The 26,977-nt window shown below is 63.1% G+C and carries 19 protein-coding genes and 1 pseudogene; 8 read left to right on the top strand and 12 right to left on the bottom strand.

Features of this window, described 5'->3' with window-relative positions:
- Nucleotides 1-22: 22 nt before the first annotated feature.
- The gene (locus L8U58_RS09625; RefSeq protein WP_269955227.1) at nt 23-1,201 is read left to right on the top strand and encodes a glycosyltransferase family 4 protein; all 1,179 of its coding nucleotides are present in this window, start codon (nt 23-25) and stop codon (nt 1,199-1,201) included.
- On the opposite strand, the gene L8U58_RS09620 is transcribed toward L8U58_RS09625, so the two are convergent.
- Nucleotides 1,198-2,967, bottom strand: a complete 1,770-nt coding sequence (locus L8U58_RS09620; RefSeq protein WP_269955226.1) for an MmpA family trehalose lipid delivery protein — start codon at nt 2,965-2,967, stop codon at nt 1,198-1,200. The genes L8U58_RS09625 and L8U58_RS09620 overlap by 4 nt on opposite strands.
- A 28-nt stretch (nt 2,968-2,995) precedes the next feature.
- Nucleotides 2,996-4,267 (bottom strand): cell envelope lipid trafficking protein PgfA, encoded by a 1,272-nt coding sequence (gene pgfA / locus L8U58_RS09615; RefSeq protein WP_269955225.1) that lies wholly within the window; start codon nt 4,265-4,267, stop codon nt 2,996-2,998.
- Nucleotides 4,268-4,473: 206 nt separating this feature from the next.
- Between pgfA and L8U58_RS09610 the strand changes: the two are divergent.
- A pseudogene (locus tag L8U58_RS09610) lies at nt 4,474-5,601 on the top strand (acyltransferase family protein); the annotation flags it as partial.
- Nucleotides 5,602-5,624: 23 nt separating this feature from the next.
- On the opposite strand, the gene L8U58_RS10285 reads toward L8U58_RS09610, so the two are convergent.
- The 3 genes from L8U58_RS10285 to L8U58_RS09595 all read right to left on the bottom strand — a co-directional run bounded on the left by L8U58_RS10285 (nt 5,625) and on the right by L8U58_RS09595 (nt 10,095).
- Nucleotides 5,625-9,236 (bottom strand): alpha-(1->3)-arabinofuranosyltransferase domain-containing protein, encoded by a 3,612-nt coding sequence (locus L8U58_RS10285; protein ID WP_420839880.1) that lies wholly within the window; start codon nt 9,234-9,236, stop codon nt 5,625-5,627.
- Between the two features lie 14 nt (nt 9,237-9,250).
- Complete coding sequence (locus L8U58_RS09600; protein ID WP_034972623.1) at nt 9,251-9,457, bottom strand: DUF2613 domain-containing protein; 207 nt, start codon at nt 9,455-9,457, stop codon at nt 9,251-9,253.
- A 98-nt stretch (nt 9,458-9,555) separates the two neighbouring features.
- Nucleotides 9,556-10,095 carry a universal stress protein gene (locus tag L8U58_RS09595; RefSeq protein WP_051873858.1) on the bottom strand — a complete coding sequence of 180 codons (540 nt, stop codon included), beginning with the start codon at nt 10,093-10,095 and terminating at the stop codon, nt 9,556-9,558.
- Nucleotides 10,096-10,164: 69 nt separating this feature from the next.
- Here L8U58_RS09595 and L8U58_RS09590 point away from each other — a divergent pair, with 69 nt between their 5' ends.
- Nucleotides 10,165-11,373 (top strand): glycoside hydrolase family 3 N-terminal domain-containing protein, encoded by a 1,209-nt coding sequence (locus L8U58_RS09590; RefSeq protein WP_269955223.1) that lies wholly within the window; start codon nt 10,165-10,167, stop codon nt 11,371-11,373.
- Between the two features lie 42 nt (nt 11,374-11,415).
- Nucleotides 11,416-13,134 carry a VanW family protein gene (locus tag L8U58_RS09585; RefSeq protein ID WP_269955222.1) on the top strand — a complete coding sequence of 573 codons (1,719 nt, stop codon included), beginning with the start codon at nt 11,416-11,418 and terminating at the stop codon, nt 13,132-13,134.
- A 350-nt stretch (nt 13,135-13,484) separates the two neighbouring features.
- Here the strand turns inward: L8U58_RS09585 and L8U58_RS09580 are convergent, their stop codons facing one another.
- Together L8U58_RS09580 and L8U58_RS09575 are read right to left on the bottom strand one after the other, a co-directional pair.
- Entirely contained in the window at nt 13,485-13,799 is a 315-nt protein-coding gene (locus L8U58_RS09580) for a hypothetical protein (RefSeq protein WP_034974766.1), read from the bottom strand.
- A gap of 45 nt (nt 13,800-13,844) precedes the next feature.
- Nucleotides 13,845-14,237 (bottom strand): hypothetical protein, encoded by a 393-nt coding sequence (locus tag L8U58_RS09575; protein WP_034974768.1) that lies wholly within the window; start codon nt 14,235-14,237, stop codon nt 13,845-13,847.
- Nucleotides 14,238-14,727: 490 nt separating this feature from the next.
- Here L8U58_RS09575 and L8U58_RS09570 point away from each other — a divergent pair, with 490 nt between their 5' ends.
- Nucleotides 14,728-16,089 (top strand): UDP-glucose dehydrogenase family protein, encoded by a 1,362-nt coding sequence (locus L8U58_RS09570; RefSeq protein ID WP_269955221.1) that lies wholly within the window; start codon nt 14,728-14,730, stop codon nt 16,087-16,089.
- 50 nt (nt 16,090-16,139) lie between these two features.
- Complete coding sequence (gene dcd / locus L8U58_RS09565; RefSeq protein WP_269955220.1) at nt 16,140-16,706, top strand: dCTP deaminase; 567 nt, start codon at nt 16,140-16,142, stop codon at nt 16,704-16,706.
- Nucleotides 16,707-16,746: 40 nt separating this feature from the next.
- On the opposite strand, the gene L8U58_RS09560 is transcribed toward dcd, so the two are convergent.
- The 4 genes from L8U58_RS09560 to L8U58_RS09545 all read right to left on the bottom strand — a co-directional run bounded on the left by L8U58_RS09560 (nt 16,747) and on the right by L8U58_RS09545 (nt 24,027).
- The gene (locus L8U58_RS09560; protein ID WP_192816036.1) at nt 16,747-17,991 is read right to left on the bottom strand and encodes a pyridoxal phosphate-dependent aminotransferase; all 1,245 of its coding nucleotides are present in this window, start codon (nt 17,989-17,991) and stop codon (nt 16,747-16,749) included.
- A 90-nt stretch (nt 17,992-18,081) separates the two neighbouring features.
- The gene (locus tag L8U58_RS09555) at nt 18,082-18,762 is read right to left on the bottom strand and encodes a hypothetical protein (RefSeq protein WP_269955219.1); all 681 of its coding nucleotides are present in this window, start codon (nt 18,760-18,762) and stop codon (nt 18,082-18,084) included.
- 388 nt (nt 18,763-19,150) lie between these two features.
- A complete protein-coding gene (locus L8U58_RS09550) occupies nt 19,151-22,876 on the bottom strand; it encodes a (Fe-S)-binding protein (RefSeq protein WP_269955218.1) in 3,726 nt (1,241 codons plus the stop codon).
- Between the two features lie 221 nt (nt 22,877-23,097).
- Entirely contained in the window at nt 23,098-24,027 is a 930-nt protein-coding gene (locus L8U58_RS09545) for an alpha/beta hydrolase fold domain-containing protein (RefSeq protein WP_269955217.1), read from the bottom strand.
- Between the two features lie 223 nt (nt 24,028-24,250).
- Between L8U58_RS09545 and dnaK the strand changes: the two genes are divergently transcribed.
- Together dnaK and grpE are read left to right on the top strand one after the other, a co-directional pair.
- Complete coding sequence (gene dnaK / locus L8U58_RS09540; RefSeq protein WP_034969393.1) at nt 24,251-26,113, top strand: molecular chaperone DnaK; 1,863 nt, start codon at nt 24,251-24,253, stop codon at nt 26,111-26,113.
- On the top strand, nt 26,113-26,706 hold the full coding sequence (gene grpE / locus L8U58_RS09535) for a nucleotide exchange factor GrpE (RefSeq protein WP_034992586.1): 594 nt from the start codon (nt 26,113-26,115) through the stop codon (nt 26,704-26,706). Before dnaK ends, grpE begins: the two co-directional genes overlap by 1 nt.
- Before the next feature lie 154 nt (nt 26,707-26,860).
- On the opposite strand, the gene L8U58_RS09530 is transcribed toward grpE, so the two are convergent.
- The coding region (locus tag L8U58_RS09530) for an IS3 family transposase (protein ID WP_269955230.1) at nt 26,861-26,977 on the bottom strand (117 nt) is incomplete at its 5' end.

Raw genomic sequence — 26,977 nt, 5'->3', positions numbered from 1 at the left:
GCTGGCTAGAATTGTGTTCATCATGAAAGTATTGCTTCTCTGCTGGCGCGACACGGACCACCCCGAAGGTGGCGGCAGTGAGCGTTACTTGGAGCGTGTAGGCCAGCACCTGGCCACCCAGGGCCATCAGGTGGTTTTCCGCACCGCCCACTATCCCGGCTCTACGCGATCACAGCAGGTCAGCCGCAACTTTCGCTTCTCCCGCGGCGGCGGCAACCTGACCGTGTACCCGCGCGCCCTGGCGGCGATCGTGGCGGCGCGATTCGGGCGTGGCTCGCTGGCGGATATCGGTCGCCCGGACGTTGTGGTGGATACCCAAAACGGCGTGCCCTTCTTCGCCTCCCTGGTCAGCGGTGCTCCCACCGTCGTGCTGACTCATCACTGCCACCGTGAGCAGTGGTCCGTCGCTGGCCCCGTACTGTCCCGCATCGGCTGGCTGATCGAATCAACCCTCTCGCCGTGGATCCATCGCCGCCGTCGCTGGGTCACCGTCTCCGCACCGTCCGCCGAGGAGCTCGTGGAGCTCGGGGTGCCGCGCGGCAACATCGAGATCATTCGTAACGGCATCGATCCGGTTGCTCCTTCTTTGATTCCGGACGCCCCTAGCCCCAACTCCGACCACGCCAGCGAAGAGCAGACGATTCACCTGGTGGCGCTTTCCCGACTGGTTCCGCACAAGCAGATCGAGCACGCCATGGACGCGGTGGCGGCTGTGGCGCGCACCCACCCGAACGTGCGCCTGGACATCATTGGCGACGGGTGGTGGGCCGACCGACTACGGGATTACGCCCGCGAACTGGGGATCGAGCCGTTGGTGATCTTCCATGGCTTCGTGTCCGAGGAGCTGAAGCACCGGATCCTCAACCGCGCCTCCGTTCACGTGATGCCCTCCCGCAAGGAGGGCTGGGGCCTGGCGGTGATCGAGGCCGGGCAGCACGGGGTGCCGACGGTGGGGTATGAATCTTCCGCCGGGTTGCGCGATTCCATCATCGACGGGGAGACCGGTCTGCTGTGCGATTCGCCCGGCGGGCTGATGAACGCCGTCGAATACCTGCTGGATAACCCGGACAAGCGCCGGGAAATGGGGCGCGCGGCGAAGCGCCGGGCGGAGGAGTTTTCCTGGGATGCCACCGGCCGGGCGTGGGAGGCCCTCCTGCGCGAAGAGGCCGGCGCAGAAGCCCGCGCGGCGGCTGGGAGCTAGCGTTCCTCTGTCTTGGCCCGCCCCGGTACCTGCATCTGGCGGACGCTGCGCCATAGCCAAATGCACAGGCCCCACATCATGAGCATCCAATAGAACGTCATGCCAACGAACAGCGGCGCCTGATCCTGCACCGGGGAACGCGGCAGGGTAGGGCTTTGCACGCGGTAGAGGTCGTAATTATCGGCACTGAGGACGCGTCGGATGCCCTGCGAATTCAGCACCTGCAAGGCCTTTGACATGGCCGCGCCATCAGAGATGGAATACCAGTCCACCACCACCCAACTCACGCCATTGCGCTGCAGGGTGTTCTTGCCGCTCATCAGGTCCGACAGGATCTTCATACTGGCCGGATTGCCGTCCACCATCTTGCCGTCCACGATCAGGAACCCGGGATCCATCGGCGAGCCCGGTAGCAACTTCAACCCCGGGTCGACGTGCGGACGATCATGCCGAGTGCGGTAGTTGCCCGGGGGCAGCAAAACGATCTTTCCATTAGGAGCCCCGGAAACGATGTTGGCCATCTGTTCCCACGTGCTGGACATCTGTACTCGTTTCAGCGGAGCCACGTCGACGGGGAAAGCCGGTACGGTCAGCACGCACGCAACTGCCAACCCGGCCGCTGCCGCGCGTGGCGCCCACGTGGCGCGCGCGAACTTTCCAGTGGACTTCTCGGCAGACTTCCCATCGGTGCGGCTGGGGTCCAGCCGTTCCACGGTCACCGCAATCAGCAGCACGAATCCGGGGATGGCCAGGCAGACGAACTTCGAGGTATCGCGGAACATGCCCGCGCCGGGAACGTGGCTAATGGCAAAGCCCATTAAATCCACGCCCCAACCGGTGGCCAGCAGAGGGGGCGTCACTAAGGAAAGAACCGTCAGCACCGCAACGGCGCGGTAGACCTGCCACAGCTCCTTGAAGCCGAGCAGCAGAACCACGCACAAAACCACGCCGACGACGACGGAAAACAGGGTGCGCGACGGCGGGATGGCATCCGCGTTCCATACTCCCGACAGACCCATGGTGGAAGCCAGGGGGCCCAGGAAGGTCTCGCCGCGGGTGGAGAACAACGCGGCAGACAGGGCATCGGAGCGGGTCTCCGAAGAATTAGATACCCACAGGGCGGGAAGCACCCACGGCAGTGAGGCGATGGCGCTGGCAACAAGATTGCGTATACGTTCCCCGTGCGAAGGGGCAAAGACTAGCGACGTCAGCAGAGCTAGCACCAGGCCCGTAGGGACGAAACCGCACAGGCAGATCGCCACATACAGCAAACCATGGCGCCGCGCGGCTGCGAGATAAGCAACGGCGGGCAACAACATCCCCGCGGTGGCGACCGTCCACTGGCCTTGCAGGAAACGCTCAATGACGAAGGGATTCCACACCACGAAAAGAGCCGCCACGAGCTGCGCGGACAATCGCCCACCCGCCATATCGCGCACCATCGCGCCGGCGAAATAGCAGCCCAGAAGACACGAGCCGATGACCAGCGCGCTGGCCAGCATCGTCGAGGGAATCGTGGGGGAGAACAAGGCAAGGATCGCATCCTGCGGCAACGCGCGCGGGGCTCCATCGTTGATGCCCAAGTTGTTGGAGTTTTCCGGCAGCGAGTGCGGGACGAACATATCCCGCAGCATGAAGGCCTTCGAAGAATCGGGGCGCAACCCCAGCCAAAAAGGCCATAGCGTGACCAGCGAAATAAGGAAAGACCACCCCTGCACGATCAAACGATCGCGCGTGGCGGTGGTCTTGGGTTGCTGCGATCTCACAGCGAACAGTCTAGTGGGTCAAAGGGAATTATTTACTGGCGAGGCGTGCAGAGCGGTGCGCGATCCAGCCGATAACCAGAAGGATCAGGCCAACAACGCCCAGGATCCACGGCAGGATGGTGCCCATCAGCTTCAGCTTTTCCTTACCCTCGGAGGCCTTCTTCATCTGCGCTGCGCGGGAATCGTCGTCCCATGCGCCGGGGAAGTACACGGCGGTGCGGGTCGGGTTGTTGATTTCCTCTTCCTTGTTGTCGAAGATGCGCTGTGCGTCCTCGTCGTCCTGCGCGTAGTACTGGAAGACCTCTTCGGAACCGTTGACGAGCACGCCGGTCTCCGGCAGCACGCGGAGCACGCGGTGGACGGTGTAGTAGCGGGACATCTCGACCTCGGGGCCGAGGTCCTCCTTCTTGTCCTCGCCTTCGCCGTTCTCGCCGTCCTTCTTTTCGTCGGCCTTCTTCTCGCCTTCGCTGCCCTTGTTCTTAATCTCTTCCGGCTTTAGGCCCCACACCTTCGCCGGGAACTTCAGGCGCAGCGCGGCCAGGGTGCCCTTGTCGCCCTTGGACAGCTCACCGTCGGCCTCCAGGCGCTCGCGCAGTGCCGGGTACAGCTCGGTCGGGGGAACGGTCTGCTCGAAGCGGTAGACCTTCTCGCCATCCTGTTCTTCCTCACCGACGTAGTCGATCGGCTGGGTCTTCAGGATCTGCATGTCGAAGTAGTCGTAGGACTTGCGGTCCGTGCCCATCGGGAACTGGTAGGTGATGCCCGGGCGGGTGAACGGAGCTACGGAAGCCTCAACCTCTTCGTCCTTGCCCTCCTTGGCGGCTGCATCCAGCGCCGGGGCGTTCAGCTCAATAGAGGAAGTCGGATCCGGTACCGGCATCTGGGTCTTGCGATCCAGGGTGACGTGGTCGATCGACGCGCTGATCAGGTTCTTTGGCTCTTCCTTGTCCGTACGGAACAGGGTCTGGCCGGCCTCCAGCGTGACGACCTTCTTGTCCGAAGGCTCCTGTGCAGTGGTGAAGCGCTGGGACTGCATCTCCAGCCCCTTGTTGATGAAGCACTTGATCTGCGGGTTATCGCCCTTGCATTCCGGCTTGTCCTTGTTATCGCCCACTGGCTTGCCGGAAGCTAGCGCACCGGAATCCAGTAGGTTACCGGGGGTCTTCGGGGTGCCGGTGGTGGAAACCAGGTCCAGCGGCAGGACCTTGCCCTTGGGGACGACATAGGTGGGCAGGGCGAAGGCTAGGACCAGCATCGCTACGCCGAGCACAATCGCTACGGAGGAAAGGATTCTCTTCATAGGAGGGGGTTCCTGACTCTATCTGTCGAAATTTATCCGGTGACTTCATTTAGCCTTGAAAGCTTCCAATACTTTAGCCAATCAAAACTAGATACTTCGTAGTTTCAACATATTTTTCAAGAAAAGTCTGTGAAAGGCCGTTTTCCTGCGGGTTTGTGCATATGTGGGGCTAGCGTTTTTGGCTTTGCCTGTCCGGTTCGTCGGCTATGCTGATCCCGATGAGCACGAAGATCCCGAGCACGAATAAGGCCACTGCCCGCCCCGCGCCCTTTCTGCCTGCGCTGGAAGGGCTGCGCGCGATTGCCTGCTCTGGCATCATCATCACCCACGTCGCCTTCCAGACCGGGGCGGATACCGGCAACCTGCTGAACCGCATGATGGCGCGCACCGACTTCTTCGTGCCCGTGTTCTTCGCCCTCTCCGGCTTCCTGCTGTGGCGCCGCCACCGGGCGGATTTCGCGGTATCGACCTCGCACGACAACCTGCTGACCCTCGCAGGCTACTACGTTAAGCGCCTGGGGCGAATCTTCCCCGCCTACCTGGTCACCGTCGCGATCGTGTTGCTGTTCTTCCCGGTTGCGGGAGCGCCGACGGTGTGGCAGATGCTCTCGAATGTCATCATGGTGCAGATCTACGTCGACGGTGGCCTGATCGGCGGGCTGACCCACCTGTGGAGCTTGTGCGTAGAAATGGCCTTCTACCTTGTGCTTCCTGTGATTGCGGTGGCGTGGGGGCGTCAAGAAAGAAAATGGCGCATCGTGTGCATCGTCGCAGTGGCGGCGGCGAGTTTCGGCTGGGCCTTCATCCCCGCATTCGCTGAGCCACCCGCACCCGGTGGGCTGAATCCGCACATCATGCCACCTGCGTTTATCGCATGGTTTGGGGTGGGGTTGCTCGGCGCGGAGCTGGAGTCGATCGTGCAGGATCGTGCCTACGCGCGCACGGGAAAGGATGGGGCCGAAGGTATTGACGCCCGGTACCAGCTGCTGGAGGTGCGATTTGTAGCAAAGTTCCGCTGGGTGTTCTGGTTGCTGGCCATCGGCGCGCTGGCGGTCGCGGCTTCGGATGGGCCGGAGGGTCTGACTCACGCGGCGCCGGCGGAGTTCGCCCGCCGGACGCTGTACGGGCTAGTGTTCGCCGCCGCGCTGATCATTCCGTACACGCTGGCGCCGCGGTCGAAGTTCCTAGAGTCGGCGCCGATGCAGGCGCTGGGCCGCTGGTCGTATGCGATCTTCCTGTGGCACATGTCGCTGCTGTCGCTGGTGTTCCCACTGCTGGGGGTGCATCTGTTCAGTGGGTACACGGCGCTGGTGTTGGTGGCGACGTTCGTGCTGAGCGTGCCCGTCGCTGCGCTGAGTTACGCGCTGGTGGAGGAGCCCGCGCGCCGGGCGATTAACTCCTGGTGGCGTTCGGTGCGAGCTTCCGCGAAGGCCGAGGCGAGGACCGAGGCAACCACGGCCAACAGCACGACGGCGAGTGCGCCGTTCACCACGAACCCGCCCGCGTAGTAGTTTCCGCTGCCCCACGCGCCACGGATGCAGAGCGTTAGCGCGGTCAGTGCGGATAGTCCGACGATGGCCCTGACAGCCAGCAGGATGCGGCGGAGGTGGGGAGAGGTATCGGCAGCAGCGTCGACCGAGCCTGCGTCAGCCGTGCCCGTGCCAGCCGAGCCCGCAGCGATCTCCGCGGGCACCGGCATCCGGCGCGTCCGCCGCGCCACAAAGATGCACAACCCCACCAGCACCAGCGCCGCTACCAGCCCGATGGCCAGCCACGTCCGATACAAACCAGTGCCCTCGAAATGTATGGTGACCAGCCCGGACGCGCCCTCCGGGACGATCCAGCCCTGCTGCCAACCGTTGACGGTGATGGGGGTCAGTTGTGTGGTCTCGCCGTCGTGTTCCAGCGTGGCGATGCGCCCCGGGTTCGCCTGCGAGGGGCTAAACAAAATGCGCTTCTTGTCCGAGGCCTCCAGGTGCGTGGACTGCTCGCCGGGGGCGAGCTGATCCCGCGGGGTGGCCTGCTCCAAGGTCTGCGCGGCCGGGGTCTCGCGCACCGCAGCGCCGAACAGCGGCTCGGCTACCGAAAGCGCCACCCAGCGCGCGGTGGTGGATAGCGCGTGCTTCCCCGCGGGCAGGTTCAGGGTGTCGCCGCAGGAATAGTCCTGGCCGTCGATTGTCACCGGCGCCTGGTCATCGTCGGCGCACTCGGAGGAATGCACGACGACCGGCAGCTGCCCCGCACCGTTGCCGATGGATTCCGGCACCTCGAAGTTACGCAGCATCACGGATTCGCTGATTTCCTGGCCGAACACCCACCTGTTCAGCGAAGAGCCAGCGCTAGCGCCCGGTGCATCGTCCCCGTCCGCCGCGTCCACCGGAGGCACCGTCGGCACCCGCTGCGGCGTGACGTCCTCTTCGCCCGCCAGCACCTTCGCCTCGGCCACGCCGAAATCGCCGAAGGCTCCCACGATGGTCAAGCGGATCCTGTCGGCCTTGCCCGCCGGCACATTCACCTTGTTGGTCTTGCCCGGTTCCAGGGTCTTCAAGGTGCCTGCCACCACCCGATCCTGCAGGTAGGTTGTCACCTGCACCCGCGTCGGCCGCCCCTGAATGTCCAGCCGCAGCGCCAGTTGGTTGTGTGCCTCTTCCAGGCGGAATTCGATGTATTGCCCAGCCACGTTGCCGACGGTCGGCCGCCACGCGGTTCGGCGCGATCCATCCACTGCGGAGGTTGCGGACGAGTATGTTTCCGCCCCGCCGAATCCCGTCGGATCCGCGGCGGTTGAGGAGACCCGCACTTCGCCGCGCCCCTCCACGCGCGTCATCTGTTCCGGCGCCAGCTCCCGCCCATCTGCGTCGCGCACTGGGTAGTCGCGCACGGGGTTGAGCACCTTGCTTTCGTCGTCGATGCTGCGGATCTCGCTGTCTGCGCCCACCACGTTGCCGTAGTTGTGGTCGCGCAGCGCAGGCGTATCGGTCACTGTCTGTGCTGCCAGCCCTAGTTCTTTACCTTGGGACGCCCCCACGCGTGTCCTCGCTGAACCCTGCCTACCCAGGGCAGCGTCTGCCGCAGCGAGGCGGGGGAGGGATTCGGGGCCGGAATGGGCGACGTCGAGACGTTCGGCGTCAATAATCCGCAGGTCCCCAGAGCTACCAGCGCCAGCACCAGCACTGCCAACACCAGCATCGACGCGGTAGATGCGCACCTGGTCGTCGCCGAAGGAGGCGACCTCGTCGAACCCGCCGGAGCGTTCGAGGGTGTGCTGAATCCGCTTGGCTCCGGGGGTATCGGCGGCGCTCGTGAGGTCATAGCGCAGCACTAGGTAGCTCACACCCTGCTGCCACAACGTGGCGGCGAGGGAGGGGATGGCCGTGCCGGTTTCCAGCTCGCGCTGCACGCCGTCGAGGCCACGGATGGCCTCTGGCTGCACCAGCGGCACGGAGTCGCGGACGACCCACGGTACGTCCAAGAGCGGTTGGGCGGGTTCGTCGCGGGTGTTTCCCCAGGTCTGGCGGGCGAAGCGGGCCTTGGGGAGGATCATCGTGCGGGCGGGGACGTGGGAATCCCCGGCTTCCTTCGCTACTTCGGAGTTCAGCCAGTCCGCGGCCTCGGTCCAGTAGTCGGGTACCGCGCGGTAGGCATTCGCGGCGGCGATGCGCCCGGACCAGCCGGTGGCGGTGACCACGGCGACCAGCAGGCTGACGGCGATGGCGCGGGGCACTTCGGCGTGCTTCTCCGGGTTGCGCCACCGCGCCCAGCGTTCGCGGCTTAACCCCGGCCACGGCAAGCGCGCCAACCCGTGGGCGATACCCACCACCAGCACCAGCCGCACCAGCGGATCGAACTTGTGCAGGTTGCGAAGGGGCGCACCCGCGCCATCGAGGAATACGCGACCCCAGACGGAGAACGGGGAGATCGGGGCGGTGGCGAACACCATCGCAGCCACACCCACCAGTAGGATCACCAGCCAGCGACCCGCGAAAGGCAGGCGCGGGCGGGTTAGCCCCCACAGCCCCAGGAATGCGACCAGCAGGGTGCCGGCGACGAAGACGGGCTCGCCGACCAGCGCGTACCCGCCTTGGCGCTCGGCGGAAAGGAAGGCCGTCCAGCTGGTGGTTCCTCGCAGAACCTCGGCCAGGTTCATCCAGTTGGTGGTCAGCGATGCGGACTCGATGTAGTCCGTGAACGGCGGGGAGTACTTGCCCAGCAGAAGTAGCGGGCCGATCCACCAGAACGTGGCCAGCAGCCCGGCGGGCACCCACCACAGTGCAAAGTACAGGCCTACCCGCGGGCGGCGAATGCAGATGCCCAGCCAGAAGATCACCGCAGGAAGGATGGCCACGGCGGTGGCGACGGCGTTCACCGCACCCAGGCACAGCACTGCCAGGGCGCTAAGTAGGGCGTATTTGGCCAGGTAGGCCCGCGTGCGCTTGTCGGGCCAGCCACGCGTGCGACCGCTAGCCCCCCGCGCCAGCAGCGCCACACTGGCCACTGGCAGCAATACCCACGGCACTAGTGCGCACACCCACGCCTCGGAGCTAATGGCTCCCAGGGTGGTCAGTGTGCGCGGGGAGAGGGCAAAAAGAATGCCCGCGACGACCCGTGATCCGCGGCTGCCGATCCGCAGCCTCTGCAGTAGAAGAACCGTGCCGGAAAACGCCAGGGCCAGCAGCAAGCCCCACCACAGGCGCTGCACTACCCACCCGGGCAGAAAGGAAAAAACGGCGAAGAACAGGCCGTGGGGGAACAGGTACCCATAGGCCTGGTTCTGCAGTTGCCCCAGCGGGAATGTGTCAGTCCACGGATACAGCGCCTGGCCAAGGAACCCCCAGGGGTTGGCGGTCAGGTCCAGCTTCGTATCGGCGGAGGTCAGCCCCGGGGACTGTAGGAATGCGAAAAGAAACCACGCGAGGGTGGTGTACACCCAAGCGCGGCGGGAAAGGGGGCGTTGCGCCGTCGTTGGCACGTGGCGTTGCGCCTTTATTCGCTGGTGCGGCCGCCGTACTGGACGGCACCCAGGAAGGCATTGTCCTGGTTGACGGCGATCTGTTCGTCGGTGGGCAGTTCCGTAGAGTCGGCCATTGCACCTGCGCCGAAGGCGGCGCCGCCGCCCAGGACCAGGCCTGCGACTGCGGAGGCGACCAGGGCGCCCAGGCCACGACGGTTGGAGGCAGTTTCGTAAGCCATGTTAATTCCTGTTCCTATTGGGACTGTTGTGGTTTTAGCGTACTAGCTTCTTGTTGATCGTACCTAATGAAACGCCCATAAACGTTCGTTTGTGAAAACTAGTCCTCATCTTCGATCGGCGGGACGATCAGCACGGGGCGACCAGCGTTTTTGATGATGCTGTCCGACACGCTGGACTGCAGGAAGGACTTCCAGCCCGATAGTGCACGGGTTCCCGTGACGATCAGATCCACATCCAGCTCATCGGCGGCATCCACGATGGCGCTCCAGATAGCTGTTCCGGACTCTACCAAAAAGGGTTCGGTTGCAAAACCATGGGAGTTGGCCAGCTCCACGCCCTCGTTGCAGATGTTCACTGCCTCTGCGTATGCCGGATCGTCGTCTTCCGGGTGCTCGCCGGTCTCGTTGGACCAGTCGTGCTGCATCATGCCGCTCATGCCCGCCGCGCGCGCAGCCTGGCGGTGGATCGGCTCCCATACGGTCAGGATGTAGGCGTTCTTTGCGGACAGGAAGCGCCCGGAATGTTCCACGGCGCCGCGAGCCTCCGCAGAGCCGTCGTAGGCGATCAGCACCGTATCGCCGCTCGCGTCGAAGGCCTTGTGCTGTGCCTGCTGTGCTTGCTCTGCCTGCTCGGTCATGGTTATCGCTCCTCGATTGCACTCTTCGATTGGTGCTCTGCTTGTTGCGTTTGTTACTACGTTAATACTATGCCCCGTAGACACGTAGCCGCTGGCGCTTTAGGTTTCGCTCTTCTTGTTTCCTCTAGCGCTTGTTCCTTATCGACGCCCACTGACCAGCCCACCAACACCTCATCCTCGGGTACCACCACTTCCGCCGCGCCGACCTCCGGAACCTCCGGCGCTGCCGAATCCACCGCAGCCCAGGCGGATGACCGGCCGACGTGTACCCAGGTGGAGGGCAAGGCCCCTAGGGGTATGGCTGGGCGGATGCTGGCGGTGGGCGTCACAAATTACGAATCCGCAGAACAAGCCGTCGATTTAGGTGTGCGGCACCTCTTTATTGGTTCGCAGACGGACCGCAGCATCCTCAATGGGCAGGGCGACCCCGCGCGTAGCCTGGCGGCGCTGGAAAAGCGCGCGGGTGAACCGCTGACCGTCAGTGTGGATGAGGAAGGCGGGCTGGTGCAGCGCCTATCGGAGATCATTGGCGAACTGCCGAGCGCGCAGCAGATGGCGAACACCATGAGCCCCGAGCAGGTGCGTGACCTGATGGTGAAGCACGGAAAGAAGATCCGCGCTTTGGGAATCACTGTGGACTTCGCGCCGGTGGTGGACTTGGCCGGTGGTCAGAATGTTTCCGACAATGCGATCGGTTCGCGTGCTTTCAGCGCCGATCCGAAGGCGGCGGCCGACTACGCGCGGGCGTACTCGGAGGGGCTGCAGCAGGCAGGGGTGACACCTGTGTTGAAGCATTTCCCGGGCCATGGGCACGCGACGGGCGATTCGCACATGGGCGCGGTGACCACTCCGCCGCTGGAGAAAATGCAGGACAACGACTTGCTGCCTTTCCGGGAGTTGGTAGGCGTAAAGGGGATGTCCGTGATGGTCGGCCACGTGCAGGTGCCGGGGTTGGGTAAGCCTTTGCCGTCCTCGGTGAACCCGGAGGCTTACAAGCTGCTGCGGGAAGGCGGTTATGGGCCGAAGCAGGACGCCCCAGGTTTCGACGGCGTGATCTACACCGACGACCTGACCGGCATGAAGGCCGTGACGGATGCGTATCCCGGCCCGGAGGCAGCCGTGGCCGCACTGGCGGCGGGCGCGGATGTGGCGCTGGCAGCGGCCGGAGCTGTGGAGATCCCCGATGTGGTGGCGGCCATCCGCACAGCGATCGATGACGGCCGGATCCCGGAGGATCGGGTGCGCAAATCCGTGGATCGCACCTGCATTTCCAAGTAAAAGAATTCCCTGATAGGGGGTGTTCACGATAGACTTACCTGCGTGAATTCTCAGGATCAGACTAAGCAGAGCCGGCCCGTTAAGCCACGCAAGCGTCGAGGCATTCCGTGGTGGGTGTGGTTCTTTGTTGGTTTGATCGGCCTGGGGGGTGTGCTTTACGGCGTGGACTTGGCCATGAGTGAAGGCACAGTTCCCCGTGGTGTGACCGTCGGTGGCGTGGACATCAGTGGTGTGGATAAGTCCCAGGCTGAGCAGCGCTTGCGCAACGATCTGGGCGAGCGCACCCGCCAACCGGTGACGGTGAATGCGGGCAACATGAGCTCCACCATCGAGCCCACGCAGTCCGGCATGCAGGTGGATTGGGGTGCGACGGTGGATCAGGCGGGCCAGCAGCCGCTGAACCCGATTACGCGCATCCGCTCCTTCTTCGAGACCCGCGAGGTAGGCATTATCTCGCGGATCACGGATGAAAGCCTGAACCGGTCCCTGAACCGCGTGGAGCGCGAGCTGACCCGCGATCCGCAGAACGCAGCGCTGACCGTGAACAACGAAGGCAAGGCGGATATCAAGGAAGACAAGCCGGGGCAGACCGTCGACCGCGAGCTGCTGGCTTCCGAGGTGCGGGAAAACTGGCTGAACACCGACGGGCGCGTGAACGTGGAAGCCACCATCACGCCGGCGGATGCGGATAGGGACGCCGCGGAACGTGCAGCTAAGCAGTACGTGGCCCCGGCAACGGCGAAGAACCTGGTGTTCCACGGCCGCGACAAGGTCGATGGTGTGATCACCCCGCAGGACTGGCACTCCATCCTGACCTTCAAGGTGGATGGCGGGGAGTTCATGCCGCAGTGGAACACGGACAAGGCCAAGGAGGTGCTGGGTGAGCAGCTTTCCAGCACCGAGGTGGAGTACCGAGACGCGAGCTTCGAGTTCAACGGCGATGACATCAAGGTGGTGCCGTCGAAGGATGGCGTGGTCATCAAGTGGAAGGACACCTTTGGCGACTTCCAGGCCAAGGCGCTGGATAAGAAGAAGCGCGAACACAAGGTGGTCTACGAGGACAAGAAGGCCAAGTACACCACTGAGCAGGCTAAGAAGGCTCACTTCGACGATGAAGTAGGTGCCTTCACCACGGGTGGATTTAGCGGTTCCTCCGGTGTGAACATCCGCCGTGTGGCGCAGATGGTGAACGGTGCGATTGTGCTGCCGGGGGAGACGTTCTCCCTGAACGGCCACACCGGTCCCCGCGGTACGGAGCAGGGCTTTGTGGAGTCCGGCATCATTATCGACGGTCACGCAGGCAAGGCTGTGGGCGGCGGTATTTCGCAGTTCGCGACCACGCTGTACAACGCGGCATACTTCGCGGGCATGGAGGACGTGGCGCACACCCCGCACTCCTATTACATCTCCCGCTACCCGGCCGGCCGCGAGGCGACCGTGTACGAGGGCGCAATCGACCTGCAGTTCAAGAATCCGTTCGATACGCCTGTGCGCATCACGACGGACGTGAGTGGGGATTCCGTCACCGTGCGTCTGCACGGTGTGAAGCAGGTGGATGTGGAATCCATCCCGGGTGAGCGTACGAACCCGACTTCGCCTCAGAAGGTGGAGCTGAGCGGCGAGGACTGCTCGCCGTCTTCCGGCGCGCCGGGCTTCACTACCACCGATACTCGCGTGATCCGCGACCTCAAGGGCAAGGAGCTGTCCCGCGAGACCCAGCGCACGGTCTACGACCCGCAGCCGATTGTGAGCTGCAAGTAATGGCTTAGGCGACTGGCTCCAGGCCTGAGGTCGTGGGCCGGTGGAGCCGCCATGGAGGAGCCGGAGGGCAGGGGATCTGTCAGGGAGGGGCTTCAGCGGGGAGCGTGCATGATGGCACGCTCCCCGCTTTTGTTCGCTCTGTAGGGCGTTTGCAGATGGGCAGCCTAGCGCTCAATAACTGGCACCGGCCTACTGTGTGCTTCCGACAAGGAGCACGGAGGCCTGCCTGTGGGTGCGAGGAACGCGCGCACAGGCAGGTGTTGTGCGCATGCGAAAAGGGGCGGGAACGAATATTCGTTCCCGCCCCTTGATCGGCTATCAAAGCCCGGAGCTTAGAGCTCTAACGGGTCTTACTTGATGATGCCCTGGTGCTTCAGGTAGTTGCCAACGCCGATGATGGCGCTAGCAACGGTGCCAGCGATACCAGCAGCCAGGCCGGCCCAGAGGAGCGCACTCCAAGCGTGGAGCGGCTTGTCCTTGGAAGGCTTGAAGAACTCACTACCGGTGTGCTTTTGCTCCTTCTCTAGCTTGTCGCCGATCTGGGAGCTGAGGCTGACGCCCTTAGGAGTGTTGGCGTCAGGGGTCTCAGCACCTGCAACAGCGGTGCCAGCCAGTGCGACGGAGGAAGCGGTGGCCAGAGCCAGAGCGGCCTTACGGATGTTCATAGAAATTCCCTTTTCCTATCTAAGTGGACGTGTGTTGGCTTCTGCTTAGCGGTTGATGCCGTAGCGCAGGAAGTTGTAGATCGGAGCAACAACCAGGCCGAAGACGCTGATTGCGGCGGTGGTGATGAACAGGCTGTCAGCAATCTTAGCCCACATCGGGGTAGCCTTCTTGATATCCTCGTTGTTCTTCCAGTTCTGCGTGCCGAAGATCTGGGTTCCGTCAGCCTTCTGGTCCAGCTGCAGGCCCTGCACGATCTTGTCCTTCAGCTCAGAGGAGCCGGAGACGCCCGGCTTCTGGTCCTTCTTGGAGGAGCCCTCGTTGGTCTGCTCCTTTGCCGGCGGGGTCTGGCCGTCCGCAGCAGAAGCGACGGAAACGCCGGAGATGGCAACGGTGGTAGCGGTAGCAACAGCCAGAGCTGCGTTGCGGAACTTACGCATCTGAAATGCCTTTCTGAATGTGAGTGGATTGAAGTCAAGGACTTCACTCAAGTTTCTCTTGGCTCCTTGCTCGCCACTAACTCTTTTATAAGAGATTCCGGCTGCGAAGCTGTAGAAACGCTGGCAAGTCCTAACGAAGAGACACTCTAGCAGGAATTTTGATTTAGTGGGAAGTCGGAGGTCAACTTTCCATGTGATTTGAGTCATGCAGGAGATTTGGTTCTGAAATTGTTGTCAGGTCATCCACATGTGCCCGGGTATATGCATATATCTATAGCGTTTCGGCGTGTCGTCTTGACTGTTTCGCCAGCCACCCATAAAGGGGTATTTGGCGGTGTTGGTGCGACTGTAGGCTTCGCCAAAAATCAGTTTTTACATATTTTGCACTTAGGTAGTAGGCATGAGTCTCAACGACCGTTAACCAAACGCTGCAAACAAGATCACTTGGAAGTCACTTCCCGTTTACCTAGCGATTGTAGATTTGCCTGCTATGCGTATGACAGTGTTTGGAACGGGATACCTCGGCGCAACCCACGCCGCTTGCATGGCCGATATGGGGCACGACGTACTCGGAGTCGATGTCGACCCGGACAAAATCCAAGCTCTCTCGGAAGGGCGCGTCCCTTTCTTCGAACCCGGCCTGCCGGAGATCCTCACCCGCAACATCGAAGCCGGTCGCCTGCGCTTCACTACCGACTACGCCGAAGCGGCGGAATTCGCCGACGTGCACTTCATCGGCGTGGGCACTCCGCAGCGCAAGGGCTCCTATGCCGCGGATACTACCTATGTAAATGCCGTCATCGAAACGCTCGCCCCACTGGTCAGCGGCAATCACACCATCTTCGGCAAGTCCACCGTCCCGGTCGGTACTGCGCACGAGCTGCAGCAGAAGGCGGATGAGATCACGGCGGCGTCCACAAACAGCGCCCGAATCACCATCGCGTGGAACCCCGAGTTCCTGCGCGAAGGCCACGCGGTGAAAGACACCCTGCACCCCGACCGCATTGTCCTCGGCCTCGGCGGCGATAGCTCCAACAGCGATGACCGCGCCGAGCAGCAGCGCGTAGAGGACATCGCGCGCGAGATCTACGCCCCCGCGCTGGACGAAGGCACGCCGTTCCTGGTGATGGACCTGCCGACCGCGGAGCTGGTCAAGGTCTCCGCCAACGCCTTCCTGGCCACCAAGATCTCCTTCATCAATGCGGTCTCTGAGCTGTGCGAGATCGTCGGCGCGGATGTCACCGCACTCGCTGACGCGATCGGCATGGATGACCGCATCGGGCGAAAGTTCCTCGGCGCCGGGCTGGGCTTCGGTGGCGGTTGCCTGCCGAAGGACATCCGCGCGTTCATGGCGCGCGCAGGTGAGCTCGGCGCCGACCAGGCGCTCACGTTCCTTCGTGAGGTGGACGCCATCAACATGCGCCGCCGCGAAAAGACAGTAGAGCTGGCGCGGGAGACGCTGGGTGGCTCCCTGATCGGCCGGAACGTGACGGTCCTTGGCGCGGCATTCAAACCCAACAGCGACGACGTGCGCGATTCCCCGGCCCTGTCTGTGGCTGGTTCGCTATCGCTGAGCGGCGCAAACGTCACCGTGTATGACCCGCAGGGCATGGAAAACGCGGCGAAGATCTTCCCCACGCTGACCTATGCTCCGAATGTAGAGGAAGCCCTTGACGGCGCGGAGATCGTGATCGTGGCAACCGAGTGGAAGCAATTCCAGGAGCTCGACCCGGTAGCCGCCCGCAAGCTCGTGGCCGGGGACAACCCCACAGTGCTGGACGGTCGCAACTGCCTGCCGCGTGAGGCGTGGGAAGCCGCGGGCTGGAACTTCCTGGCGCTGGGGCGGGGCTAGTGCGCGGTCAGCTGGCCGCACGTAGCCTCACACCCGCTAGGCTATAGAGCGTGTTACTTTCAGACCGAGACATCCGCGCCGCCATCGAATCCGGCGAGCTGAAGATCGACCCCCACGACGATCAGATGGTCCAGCCATCCAGCATCGACGTGCGCCTCGACGGCCTGTTCCGCGTGTTCAATAACTCCAAGTACACGCACATCGACCCGAAGCAGCCGCAAGAGGAACTCACCACCCTGGTGGAAGTCCCCGACGACGAAGCCTTCATCCTGCACCCTGGCGAGTTCGTCCTGGGCGCCACCCTGGAATGCTTCGGCATCCCCGCCCGCCTGGCCGGGCGCCTGGAAGGCAAGTCCTCCCTGGGCCGTCTGGGACTACTGACGCACTCCACGGCCGGGTTCATCGACCCAGGCTTTAATGGGCACATCACACTGGAGCTTTCCAACACCGCCAACCTGCCTATCGCTCTCTACCCGGGCATGAAGATCGGCCAGCTGGCACTATTCACTATGACCAGCCCGGCGGAAGCCCCTTACGGCAGTGGCGCACTGGGCTCTAAGTACCAGGGGCAGCGCGGCCCGACCCCCTCCAAGGCCTACCTGAACTTCCAGAACTAGCTGGGGCGCGAGGTGGCGTCGCTAAGAAAAACAGCAACAGCTACTGCCGGTAGCTAGCCAGGAAGTTCCCCAAGCGCTCGATCGCGGCGCGCAGGTCACGGGCCCACGGCAGCGTAACCACGCGGAAGTGGTCCGGGGTCGGCCAGTTAAAGCCCGTGCCCTGCACCAGGTGGATCTTCTCAGAGCGCAGAAGGTCGAACATGAACTTCTCGTCGTCGTGGATCTCGTGCACATTCGGGTCCAGGCGCGGGAAGGCATACAGCGCACCCATAGGCTTCACGCAGCTCACGCCCGGGATCTCGTTCAGCGCCTCGTAGGCGGCGTTGCGCTGCTCCAGCAGGCGGCCACCCGGCAGCACCAGATCGTCGATGGACTGGCGGCCGGAAATAGCCACCTGGATCGCATGCTGCGCCGGCACATTCGGGCACAGGCGCGTGCCAGCCAGCACGTTAATGCCCTCGATGAATCCCTTTGCATGCCCCTTCGGGCCAGTAACCACCATCCAGCCGGAACGGTAACCCGCCACCCGGTACGCCTTCGACAGGCCGTTGTAGGTGATGCACAGCAGGTCCGGGCACAGCGAGGCGATATTGATGTGCTTCGCATCGTCGTACAGGATCTTGTCGTAAATCTCGTCGGCCAGGATCAGCAGGGAGTGCTCGCGTGCAACGTCCACGATCTGCTGCAGGATCTCGCGGGAGTACACCGCGCCCGTCGGGTTATTCGGGTTAATGACCACGATGGCCTTCGTGCGCTCCGTGACCTTCGCCTTGATGTCCTCGATGGAGGGCATCCAGTCGTTTTCCTCGTCGCACAGGTAGTGAACGGGGCGGCCGCCGGATAGTGACGTGGAGGCGGTCCACAGCGGGTAATCCGGGGAGGGAATCAGCACCTCATCGCCATCGTTGAGTAGTGCCTGCATGGTCATGGTGATCAGCTCGGATACACCGTTGCCCAGGTACACATCTTCGACGTCGAACTGGGGAAAGCCCGGGATGACCTCGTAGCGGGACACAATTGCGCGGCGGGCGCTGATGATGCCCTTCGACGTGGAGTAGCCCTGCGCCGTCGGCAGCGCGGCGATCATGTCCCGCATGATCACATCCGGCGCTTCGAAGCCGAACACCGCGGGGTTGCCGGTGTTGAGCTTCAGGATGCGGTGCCCGTCTGCCTCCATCCGCTCGGCCTCGGTGTTCACCGGGCCGCGGATTTCGTAGAGGACGTTTTGCAGCTTCGTAGATTGGTCCAACGTGCGCAGTTCGCTGGGGCGTTTGGGGGTACTCATTCTCCCCATTGTGCCATTGTGGCTGCTGTTTTTATAGTTTTTTGGTGACGCCCCCTCGCACTCGCGTGGCCTGCGCGTGTGGCTATCGGGTTACTCGTCGTATTCGCTGGCGTCAGCGTCCGAGTCTGTGCCTGCGCCAGTGCCGGTGCTGTTGCCGTTGCCCGTGCCGGTGTTTCCGTTGCCGGAGGTGCCGCCCGCGTTACCGCCGACGTTGCCACCCGGGCGTTGGCCGCCTACGCTCGGACCGCCGGGGTTCCGGCCGGGCGATGGCTTGGGGGACTTGGAAGGCTTGGCGGGCTTGGAGCCTTCGGACGGCTTGTTTTCCTCGGAGGTTTGCGTTTCAGTTTGCTCAGTCGTCTGAGGCACCTGCGGAGCGTAGTAGTTCTGGTAGCCGCCGTAGCCGGGGCCTGCATCGGGGGTCGGCTTTGTATCGTCGTCATCGTACTTGCCGGTGGTGGTGGGCTTGGGGTACGAGGGCTTCAGCTGCTCAGTGCTGCTAGCGCTTCCGGGAGATCCGGTTTCCGTGGAACGCATCGTGGTGTACGCGGTGACTCCCGCAATGATGGTGGCGATCAGGCCAAGGGTCAGCACCCAGGCCCAGAACGGCATGATCCCAAAGAACTTCCGCAGGCCGGATTTTGGCTTGTCCTCTTCGAGGTCATCCGGGGCGGTGGGGTTGGCTGGGGTTTCGGAAGGGGTTTCCTCGGCGTCGCTTACAGACTTCCCCGCGTTGAGGGGGTTGTTCTTGTCAGTCGGGTCAGCGTCAGTCATGGGAAACCTACCTCTATCTGTGGGCGTGAGGCGTCGAGCAGCACCAAGCGTTCATGCATTCTTGCATGCCCGTGTGCGCTCCTGTCTAGGGGAGTGTCTATGAGAACTAATTCTAGGCTACGGGGTGCCCGGGGTACATTCCCAACCGGAGATTCGTGCGGTGGGTGCGAGGAGGCTTGCGGCCGGGGTGTCCCAAATCTTCCACTCTACTTTTAGAACCATTCTTTTCGTGCAGGTCAGAGCGTTTTGACGATCCCGTCAAGTCGGCCATTCATTCCCAAAATGGAAGATTTGGGACATCGTGCATGGGGTAGAAACGGCATAGCGGCGGCGAATCCAGCATGGTGCTGGACCCGCCGCCGCTATGGAGCGTGCGACTTAGTCGCGCTTACTGTGCGCCTGGTGCGCCGGGAGCACCCGGAGCGCCCGGAACGATCGTGTTCAGCTTGATCGGTCCGCCATCGTTGGCAGGCTGTGCTGGCTGAGCTGTCTGGGTTGGCTGAGCATCTTCGGCGGGAGCCTCAGCTGCCGGTGCCTCCTGCGGTGCCTCAGCCTCAGCTGCCGGTGCTTCAGCCTCCGCTTCGGCCTGCGGCTCCTCGGCGGGAGCCTCTGCAGCGGGTGCCTCCTGCGGTGCCTCAGCTTGCGGTGCTGCGGCGGCAGCAGCCGGAGCTGCAGCAGCGGCTGCAGGGGCGGCAGGAGCGGGTGCTCCCGGAGCGCCTGGCGTCATTGCCGACAGCTTGATCGGACCACCATCCTGTGCGGGTTGTGCCGCGGGCTGTGCTGTCTCCGCTGCTGGAGCGGACGGAGCCGCAGGGGCAGCGGGAGCGGCAGGAGCAGCCTGCTCAGCCTTAGGAGCCTCGGCCTCTGCCGGAGCAGACTCCTGAGCCTCCGCCTGGTCGGCGTCGTTGTCGCTGGATGCGGCAGCAGCGGCACCAGCGCCTGCAGCAACGGCACCTGCGCCAGCAGCTGCAGCCGGTGCTGCGGGAGCTGCAGCTGGGGCACCTGGTGTGCCCGGAGCGCCCGGGGCAGTGGCGGTCAGCTTGATCGGACCACCATCCTGAGCGGGCTGGGCTGCAGGCTGCGCCTGCTGAGCTGCCGGAGCTTCCTGCTCGGCCTTGGGAGCCTCGGCCTCAGCGGACTTGGCTGGCTCCGCCTTCGGAGCAGCAGGAGCGCCTGGAGCGCCAGGAGCACCCGGGGCAGCAGGTGCGCCAGCCTTTGGAGCGCCAGGAGCACCCGGGGCAGCCGGTGCGCCAGCCTTTGGAGCGGCCGGAGCAGCAGGGGCAGCAGGTGCACCCGGAGCTGCCGGAGCGCCCGGAGCACCCGGAGCTGCCGGTGCGCCAGCCTTTGGAGCGGCCGGAGCAGCAGGGGCAGCAGGTGCACCCGGAGCTGCCGGAGCACCCGGAGCACCCGGAGCGCCAGCCTTTGGAGCGGAAGGAGCTGCCGGTGCGCCAGGGGCAGCAGGAGCGCCAGGGGCAGCAGGTGCGCCAGCGGAAGGTGCTGCAGGAGCCGCCGGTGCACCAGGAGCGGAAGGCGCTGCCGGTGCAGCAGGAGCGCCCGGGGCAGCAGGTGCTGCAGGAGCGGAAGGTGCGGACGGTGCTGCCGGGGCTGCCGGAGCAGCAGGAGCACTCGGAGCACTCGGGGCACCTGGCGCAGCAGCGGCACCAGCGGCAGCGCCACCAGCAGCGGCCGCGGCTTCCTTCTTCTTGGCCTCTTCAGCCTTGCGCTTCTTTTCCTCGGCAGCCTTCTTCTTGGCTTCTTCCTCGGCCTTGCGCTCGGCTTCCTCGCGAGCCAGCTTCTCCTCGTCAACCCAGCCGCGCTCCGGTGCTACCAGGAACTCCGGAGACTTCGGTGCAGGCAGCTCGCCGTCGACCAGGACGGACTCGCGGAACATCTGGGCGATATCCAGGACCTGGGTGCGGTCTTCCTTGTTCTCGATCTCAGACTGACGGTTGTTCACACCGTCGGTCATCATCGTCTTACAGAACGGGCAGCCGATGGCGATGGCGTCCGAGCCGGTGGCCAGAGCCTCGTCCGTACGGTTCAGGTTGATGCGCTCGCCCAGGTGCTCTTCCATCCACATGCGGGCACCGCCAGCACCACAGCAGAAGCCGGTATCGCGGTTGCGATCCATCTCCACCAGGTTGGCGCCGGAGGCACCGATCAGCTCACGCGGAGCCTCGAAGACCTTGTTGTGGCGACCCAGGAAGCACGGATCGTGGTAGGTGACCTGACGGCCGTTCTGCGGTGCAGATACCGGCTCCAGGCGCCCCTCACGGATCAGCTTGTTCAGCAGCTGGGTGTGGTGGACAACCTGGTAGTTACCGCCCAGGTCCGGGTACTCGTTGCGCAGGGTGTTGAAGCAGTGTGCACAGGTCACAACAATCTTGCGCTGCTTCGGCGGCACGCCCTCGAAGGCGTTGTCCAGCATTTCGATGTTCTGCTCTGCCAGCATCTGGAAGAGGAACTCGTTACCGGCACGGCGGGCGGAATCACCAGTACAACCCTCGCCCTCGCTCAGCACGGCGAACTTCACGCCGGCGGTGTACAGCAGGTCAGCGACGGCACGCGTGGTCTTCACAGCGTTGTCGTCATACACGCCCGCACAGCCGACCCAGAACAGGTACTCGGTGTCGTCGAAGTTCTCGATGTCCTCGCCGAAGACCGGCACCTCGATGCCGTCTTCCTTGGCCTTCTGGATCCAGTCGGAGCGCTTGTTGTTGTTCTGGCCCCACGGGTTGCCCTTGGTCTCCAGGTTCTTGAACAGGCCACCCAGCTCGGTCGGGAAGTCAGACTCAACAAGCACCTGGTAGCGGCGCATATCGACGATGTGGTCGATGTGCTCGATGTCTACCGGGCACTGTTCAACACAGGCACCACAGTTGGTGCAGGACCACAGCACGTCGGGGTCGATAACACCCATCTCGCCCGCAGCGACAAGCTGCAGCAAAGGCATGTCCGCGTGGGCGTCAACAGAAGGATCGTCCAGAACGGCAGTGTCGGCGGCACCTTCGCCGGAGAACATGCCACCTGCGTGGGCAGCGTCCTTGCGCGCGGCCTTCAGGTACGGCGCGGACTCGATGGCGTGGTCGCGCAGGCTGGTGATCAGCAGCTTCGGGCTCAGCGGCTTCGCGGTGTTCCAAGCCGGGCACTGCTCCTGGCAGCGGCCACACTCGGTACACGAGGTGAAGTCCATCCAGCCCTTCCAGGTGAAGTCGTCGATCTTGCCAACGCCGATCGCGTCTTCCTCCGGATCTGCATTTTCCATGGTCAGCATGCGGCCACCGGAGGTCAGCGGCTTCGCTGCGCCCAGGGCGTTGCGGCCGTCAGCGTTGCGCTTCAGGAAGATGTTGAAGAACGCCATGAAGCGGTGCCATGCCACGCCCCACTTGACGTTCTGACCCACGATGAACAGCCAGATCATGCCGGACAGCAGCTTGATCAGTGCGAAGATGGAAACCAGCAGCGGGGATTCCGGCAGGATCTTGGCCAGCTGCATGGTGAAGAAGTCGGTGGCCGCGTGGCCGCCCTCGTAGCTGGCGAAGGTGGCAATCTTGGAGGCCTTCACGAAGATCATGCCCAGGCCCTCGATCAGCACAACGGCCTCGACGAAGTACGCCGCACCGGAGTTAGAGCCGTAGAAACGGGCCTTCTTATCCTTGTCGCCGATCTTCTGGCGAATGATGATCAGCGTGATGATACCGATGACGGTGCCCAGGCCTAGCAGCTCGTCCACGAAGTGGTACAGGCCCCAGCCACCGATGATGGGCCAGCCGCCCTCGGGGTCGAAGATCTGAATGTAGGCCTCGAACCACACCATGGCTCCCAGCAGGAAGCCGACCATGACCAGCCAGTGGGCGATTGCCACGCCGGGCTTCTTGGCCATCTTGGTGTGGCCGATGATCTCCTTGATCAGGTTCATCAGTCGGCCGGCGGGGTTGTCCGTCCTCTTCAGCGCCGGTTGGCCCAGTCGGATCGTGGTAAAGATCTGCGCCGCGCCACGGATGAAGAAAATCCAGGCGGGCAGTGAAAGCAGTGCGCCAATGATGCCCAGCGGAACGGTGATGTTCCACGGAATGTCATTGGAGGTCGCCTGCCCTGCTGCAAGCAGGTCCATTATTGTGCTCCTCGAAAGTCCTGTGCGAGCCGCGGTGACTCTTTCAGAATGTTCATACCTAAACATTCATGCTCGGATGATCCTATCCGAGGCAGAATAGATATGAACAAATTACTTACTAGGGCACAATATCAGCCTTGGGGTGGCTTTATTCAATTTTCGCCAGCCCGCTGACCAGGGGAAATTAGCAACAAATGTGTTGTCTAATTCATCTTGGGGTTCTATGTGGCCGCGATCTCAATTATCTGCTTGCGCGCCGCCCTGCCCGCGCGGGTTTTGCCTAGGTGGTACATGTGCTGCTCGCCCCGTGCGACGTTGAGGTTCGCGGTGATTCCCCGTTTCTTTATTCTGGACGCCCACTCTTCCGCGTCCGGCAGGGAAATATCGCGGTCGCCGCAATAAACCGTTACCTCGGAGTCTCCGAATGCTGCCTGGATCTGGTCTGCGGTGAGGTGTAGGGGGCTCACCCGCGGATCCTCCGTGGGGATATCGCCCGCCCACAGTGCACCCTGGCGGCGCAGTTGCACCGGGTTGAGGATGGGGTCCTTCAGCTCGAAGTCGGGGATGCGCGGGTTGGCGAGGTCCATGTCCAGCCACGGGGCGTTGAGGATGAGGTGCGCTGGTGACTGGGTAGTTTTCCCGTTAGCCAGCGCCGAGAGTGCTAGTCCGCCGCCTGCAGAGTCGCCGATAATGGTTATGTTTTCGGCGCCGTGTTCTGTCACCAGGCGCTCATAGCAGCGGCGGATGAGGGGGATGGCTTCCGCGTGGTTGTGCTCAGGCAGCAGTCCGTAGAGGGGGATATCCACGCGCACGCCAGCATCCGCCAGCTGAGCAATAAAGTCCCAGTTGCGCTGCTTGATCGGGTTTACGAACCCTCCGGGCAGTACGTATAACACGGCCTTCGTGGCCGCCTGGGCGGGGGAGAGTTCCGTGATGGCGACGGTGTTCGGGTCGTAATCACCCGCGGCGCTCGCGCCACCAAACTCCATGGGGGCGACAGAGTAGACGGTGAACTTCCCCTCCAGTCGTTCGCTTACAGCGAAGTGTTGGCGCAGGGAGTGTGGTGGTTCGGCTGGGGTGGGTGGGGTTGAGGATGTGGCGTCCATACCCGTTCCCGAAGAACGGCCGACCAGGCGTTTAAGGAAAGACATGGGCACAAGTCTAGCTTTTTCTAAAAAAGTTGAGTCAGGTGGGAACAACTTTGGGTGGATGTGAGTTGTAAGGGATGTGAGCAAGTTGAGCGCAACAAACTCAATTCAGCTTGACTGGACGCGAAAAACGCGGATACTAGTTGGCAGAGGCGGGCGAAGTTGAGTCCGCTCGACTAAGGCTCGATAGATTTCATTCGCCCCAGAAGCAATAGGAGGAACTGATATGGGACGCGCAGTAGGAATTGACTTGGGTACCACCAACTCTGTGGTGTCTGTTCTGGAAGGTGGCGAGGCAAAGGTCATCGCCAACTCCGAGGGATCCCGTACTACCCCGTCCATCGTGGCTTTCGCCAAGAACGGCGAGGTCCTGGTTGGCCAGTCTGCTAAGAACCAGGCGGTCGCCAACGTGGATCGCACCATCCGCTCCGTCAAGCGCCACATGGGTACGGACTGGAAGGTCTCCATCGACGACAAGGAGTACACCGCTCCGGAGATCTCCGCCCGCACCCTGCAGAAGCTGAAGCGCGACGCGGAAAGCTACCTGGGTGAGGACGTGACCGACGCAGTCATCACCGTTCCCGCCTACTTCAACGACGCACAGCGCCAGGCCACCAAGGATGCCGGCCAGATCGCCGGCCTCAACGTCCTGCGCATCGTCAACGAGCCGACCGCAGCCGCCCTGGCCTACGGCCTGGAAAAGGGCGACAAGGAGCAGACCATCCTGGTATTCGACCTGGGTGGCGGTACCTTCGACGTCTCCCTGCTGGAGATCGGCGACGGCGTGGTCGAGGTTCGCGCAACCGCTGGCGACAACGAGCTGGGTGGCGACGACTGGGATCAGCGCATCGTCGATTGGCTGGCCGACAAGTTCAAGGCAAGCCACGGCGTGGATCTGACCAAGGACAAGATGGCCCTGCAGCGCCTGCGCGAGGCAGCGGAGAAGGCCAAGATCGAGCTGTCCAGCTCCCAGCAGGCCTCCATCAACCTGCCGTACATCACAGTGGACGAGGACAAGAACCCGCTGTTCCTGGATGAGACCCTGACTCGCACCGAGTTCCAGAAGATCACCCAGGATCTGCTGGACCGCACCAAGGCCCCGTTCCAGGCAGTGCTGAAGGACGCGGAGATCAGCGTTGACGAGATCGACCACGTCGTGCTGGTCGGTGGCTCCACCCGTATGGTTGCCGTCTCCGAGCTGGTCACCGAGCTGACCGGCGGCAAGGAGCCCAACAAGGGTGTGAACCCGGACGAGGTTGTGGCCGTGGGTGCTGCTCTGCAGGCCGGCGTGCTGCGCGGCGAGGTTAAGGACGTGCTGCTGCTGGACGTCACCCCGCTGTCCCTGGGCATCGAGACCAAGGGCGGCGTGATGACCAAGCTGATTGAGCGCAACACCACCATCCCGACCAAGCGTTCCGAGACCTTCACCACCGCTGAGGACAGCCAGCCCAGCGTGCAGATCCAGGTCTTCCAGGGTGAGCGCGAGATGGCTGCGCACAACAAGCTGCTCGGCTCCTTCGAGCTGGCGGGCATCGCCCCGGCACCGCGTGGCGTTCCGCAGATCGAGGTCACCTTCGATATTGACGCCAACGGCATCGTCTCTGTATCCGCAAAGGATAAGGCGACCGGCAAGGAGAACACGATCAAGATCCAGGACGGCTCCGGCCTGTCCCAGGAGGAGATCGACCGCATGGTCAAGGACGCCGAGACTCACGCGGAAGAGGACAAGAAGCGCCGCGAGGAGCAGGAGGTCCGCAACTCCGCTGAGTCCATGGCTTACCAGACCCGCAAGTTCGTCGAGGACAACAAGGACAAGGTCAGCGAAGAGACCCAGGCCAAGGTCGAGGACGCAGCCAAGGCTGTCGACGAGGCCCTGAAGGGTGACGACGTTGAGGCCATCAAGGATGCGGTGGAGAAGCTGAACGCCGAGTCTCAGGAGATGGGCAAGGCTATCTACGAGGCAGAGGCGGCCGCCGGTGCCGAGGGTGCCGGTGCAGACGCTGCAGGCTCCGCAGCAACCGATGACCCGAACGTTGTGGACGCCGAGGTTGTCGACGAGGACACTTCCGCAGAGGATGATAAGAAGTAATGTCTGAAGATCTGAATCAGGATCCAGGCGTGGCCTCTGAGGATGTTGTGGCTGACGCTGCTTCCGCCGACACTGCCGCCGCTGCTGAAGCTGCGGAGACGCAAGGGGTCGACGAGGGTCTGGCTGATACTGAGGCTGCTGTGGTTGATGCTGAGGGCGTCAATAACGACGACAGCAACAGCATCGAGGCTGAGCTGGCCGAACGCACCGAGGATCTGCAGCGCGTGACGGCGGAGTACACCAACTACCGCCGCCGCGTGGAGCGCGATCGCGAGAGCGTGATCACTGGCGCGAAGGCAGAGGTGGCCGCCGGGCTACTGCCGATCCTGGATGACCTGGAGATGGCAGAGCAGCACGGCGACCTGACCGGCCCGCTGAAGTCTATGTCGGACAAGCTGCACTCTGTGATGGCTTCCATGAAGGTGGAGAAGTTCGGCGAGGAAGGCGACGAGTTCGACCCGACCTGCCACGAGGCTGTACAGGACACGAGCAGCGGCGACGACAAGGTGTTGGCCGCCATCCTGCGCCGAGGTTACCGCCTGGGCGACCGGGTGCTGCGCAATGCGATGGTCATCATCGGCGATCCGCAGTAGGTACTGTAGGTTAGTTTTTAGAGGGCTCCATGGTCTTTCCGTGGGGTCCTCTTTTGCTGTCTAGCTGGTGTTTTCCTTAACTGATCGAACGGGTGTTCGATTTCGGGAAGTTTTTTCGGGTGAACTAGCCCCCGAAAGTTGGACTGGTTTAATTCTAGGCGGTGAGGGGTTCAAGGGTCTGATTCCGATATTGCATCGGGGTCAGGCCCTTTAGTCGTTGTTGGATGCGTTCGGTGTTGTACCACCTGATGTATACGTCGATCGCTTTGAG

This window comes from Corynebacterium macclintockiae, assembly GCF_027570165.1.
GTDB lineage: Bacteria > Actinomycetota > Actinomycetes > Mycobacteriales > Mycobacteriaceae > Corynebacterium > Corynebacterium macclintockiae.
Note: the sequence above shows the minus strand (reverse complement) of the source record. Positions and strands in the feature narration are given on the sequence as shown.